The organism is Chamaesiphon sp. VAR_48_metabat_403 (assembly GCF_031422475.1).
Taxonomy (GTDB): Bacteria; Cyanobacteriota; Cyanobacteriia; order Cyanobacteriales; family Chamaesiphonaceae; genus Chamaesiphon.
The window spans coordinates 1-3,135 of record NZ_JANPLS010000324.1 but is presented as its reverse complement, the minus strand read 5'-3'; the positions used below and the strand labels follow the sequence as shown (position 1 = coordinate 3,135).

At 48.7% G+C, this 3,135-nt stretch carries 4 protein-coding genes; all 4 read right to left on the bottom strand.

Translation table 11 applies throughout. From position 1 onward, the window contains the following. Positions 1-199: 199 nt before the first annotated feature. The gene (locus tag RMO79_RS15730; RefSeq protein WP_310484122.1) at positions 200-1,531 is read right to left on the bottom strand and encodes a homoserine dehydrogenase; all 1,332 of its coding nucleotides are present in this window, start codon (positions 1,529-1,531) and stop codon (positions 200-202) included. 177 nt (positions 1,532-1,708) lie between these two features. Then, positions 1,709-1,921: a hypothetical protein gene (locus RMO79_RS15725; RefSeq protein ID WP_310484121.1), complete on the bottom strand. Its 213-nt coding sequence runs from the start codon at positions 1,919-1,921 to the stop codon at positions 1,709-1,711. A gap of 1 nt (position 1,922) precedes the next feature. After that, positions 1,923-2,540, bottom strand: a complete 618-nt coding sequence (locus tag RMO79_RS15720; protein WP_310484120.1) for a DUF3859 domain-containing protein — start codon at positions 2,538-2,540, stop codon at positions 1,923-1,925. A 66-nt stretch (positions 2,541-2,606) separates the two neighbouring features. Continuing rightward, positions 2,607-3,135, bottom strand: a 529-nt coding sequence (locus RMO79_RS15715) for a putative dsRNA-binding protein (protein ID WP_310484119.1), incomplete at its 5' end; no start/stop codon positions are given.

Genomic DNA, 3,135 nt, shown 5'->3' with positions numbered 1-3,135 from the left:
CCTATCGCTTTTGCCGCTAACTGGCTTTTGTCACCAATTTCCGCAATAAATACAGTCATGAAAGTTAAGCCTAGTAATTGCAAGTTCTTAGATGGGTGATGGGAGGTGGGAGGTGGGAGTTCAGAGTGTGGGGGGTGTGGGTTGTGTGGGAGGTGTGGGGAGACGAGAGTAGAAAAACCTAAAACCTAAAGCCTAAAACCTAGAGAACCCTAATAATACTAGGAATACTGGCGATCGAGTCTAGCTTACGAATTTCGGCTAGTGCTGATTCAAAATCGCCTTCAGAGACATCGTGAGTCACCACGACGATTTCGGCGCGATCTCCTTGAAAGCCAGTTTGGACGATCGATTCAATACTGACATTATGTGCCCCAAATCGAGTTCCTAATTTACCGATAACACCAGGCACATCCATACACAAGAATCTGACATAGAAACTGCTCCGCAAACTTGCTAGGGGAGCTATGCTAATGTAGCCATCGTGACTACAGCTCAAGAGCGGATGGAGTGCCGTACTGGGCGAATTTACCACATCTTCGCGACTGGGTTTAGATTGGATGACACCGACGATCGCCAATAGATCGGAAACAATGGCTGAGGCTGTCGCACCAGCCCCCGCTCCGGGGCCGAATAACATCACTTGTCCCAAGGGGTCGCCTTCGATTAAAATCGCGTTGTACACGCCATTAACTGTCGCTAGGGGGCGATCTTTGGGCACGAACGTCGGATGTACCCGCACCGATACCGCGCCATCTTCTACCCGTTCGGCGATCGCTAGTAATTTAATGACAAAATTGAGCTTATCTGCATAGGCGATATCTGTCGCACTAATTTTCCTAATCCCCTCACAAGACACATCATCGCGCTTAATTCTGCCCCCAAAGGCGAGTGATGCCAAAATTGCGATTTTATCCCCCGCATCCAAACCATCCACGTCAGCGGTCGGATCTGCCTCCGCATAGCCGAGATTTTTAGCATCGGCGAGGATATCATCAAATTCGCCACCTTCGACGGTCATGCGGGTGAGAATATAATTGGTGGTACCGTTAATAATCCCCGTCACGCGTTGAATCCGGTTGACTCCCAGGGACTGTTTTAAGGGTTGAATGACGGGAATTCCCCCGCCGACAGCCGCTTCTAGCATTACATAGACACCCGCTCGATTGGCTGCGGTAAAAATTTCGTCGCCAAATTTGGCAATGACGGCTTTATTGGCGGTGACGATGTGTTTGCCATGTTCGATCGCTTTAAGAATCAGACTGCGGGCGGGTTCGATGCCACCTAGTACTTCGACGATAATTTCAATTTCGGGATCTGTGACGATCGAGTCGAGATCTGTCGTCACTAATGCTAATGGTAAATCGACATCGCGCTGTTTGTCGATCGATCTGACTCCGACTCGCGCAATTTCCAGAGTCTGAAGTAGGTGATGTCTGCCGACTGGATCTTGTAAAATTTGAACTGTACCCGTACCGACAGTACCCAGTCCGAGGATGCCTATTTTAACCACAACTTTATTTTTTAGATTCACGCTCTAGTTTCGATCTTAAACTAGTTCGCACGGCTCTTTCATATTAGATTGCCGATCTCGTTTCCTGCGCCTCTCCTTTAAGCTTTATTGACTTTATCGCAGGATTGACGATCGGTCAGTGCAAACTGAGACTTCTTAGGTATTATGGTATACTCGGCGACAATTTGACAGAATTCTTCACCGTCGATCGACACACAACAACACCGAGATATCTACCAATCGATCGAAATTCAATTGGATGCCAGCGAAATGGATCGATCGCGCACTACTTGACTGAAATCTACCCATAAAGCCTAGAGCAACAATCCCCCGCATGTAAATCCCCTCCTCGGAGGGGATTTTTAAAGGCATCGGTGCGAGCCGCAGTCTCCCAGTTCCCTCGTCTCCCATCTCATTTAACCTCAAAGGGCATCTGTTTGAGCGATCGATCTCCAGCGCGAATTTCTACTTTCCACGCGCCTGAAGACGCATCTAGCGGGATCTGGTAGCGACAGGCGGTATTCCAGACTGGGGTGGTAATATTTTTAGTCTCGTAGCGATTGGTGTGGGCGACTTTACCAGCAACATCGAGCCAATTGCAGGTGAGATTTAATGTTTCGCCGACTGGCGCATCGTTGAGCGTGACGCGATAGACAATTTCCGCGCCTTTAGCCACTGGATTTAAATTCTCACCACCATCGCGCACGAAGCTAATGCGATCTTGGCTGACACTGATTTTGGCAATCGTGCTGGCTTTATTTTGGAAAAAGAGACTAGTCCCAGCTACTAGCATAACTAATGCGGTAACTCCCCCGATCGCGATGCCGATATTGCGGTTGCGCTGTTTTGCTAACGCCTCTTTCCGCTGCACCTGAATCATCGCCTCATCTAACAGTTCCGGCGGGAGATTGAGTTCTTGCAGAATTTTTTCGACTTCCGATCGATCGAGTTCGTCTTGTTGGCGATTTGCCAATCGCTCAACTTCCCCAACAATTAGCTCTAGTTGCTGTGTGGTCAAGCGTCGTTCCATAATTAATTACATTCGAGCTATACTCTATTATTTTAGCAAAAATCAGGGATCTAAATCCCCTATCCCCTATTCCCTATCCCCCATTACTTGAGTAAAAGCGACCTTTGCCGCAGCTTGCTCGGCGGCTTTCTTAGATTGTCCCGTACCCGTGCCCAATTGTCGATCGCGAAACCAAACTTCGGCAATAAAACGTTTAAACCTGTCGAGCTTGAGCGGATCTTCATAAACGCGGTATTCTGGTAACGCCTTATAATGCGCTTGCGTCCATTCTTGGAGCGCATCCTTATAATTTTGACGCGCGGGATCTTGGAGAATTTCGGTGGCTAATTGTTGAAAATGCGGATCTAGCCAAGGGCGGACTAATTGCAGATTATTCGTCGTTAGATACAGTGCGGCGAGTACCGCTTCAAACGCATCCGCCAGCCGCGATACCCGCCCTGAAGGATCGCCCACCGCTGAAGCCGCTAGAGTGAGATAGCGATCGAATCCATAACCATCGGCTAATTGCGCTAAAATCCGATCGCTTACCAATACTTTCCGCACCGCCGAAAAATCGCCCACCGACTTGTCGGGATAAGTTTCCCACAAAAATTCG

Coding starts and splice junctions, on each gene's coding strand:
- RMO79_RS15720 (WP_310484120.1), bottom strand. CDS start 2,540: ATGGAACGACGCTTGACCACACAGCAACTAGAGCTAATTGTTGGGGAA.
- RMO79_RS15725 (WP_310484121.1), bottom strand. CDS start 1,921: ATGGGAGACGAGGGAACTGGGAGACTGCGGCTCGCACCGATGCCTTTA.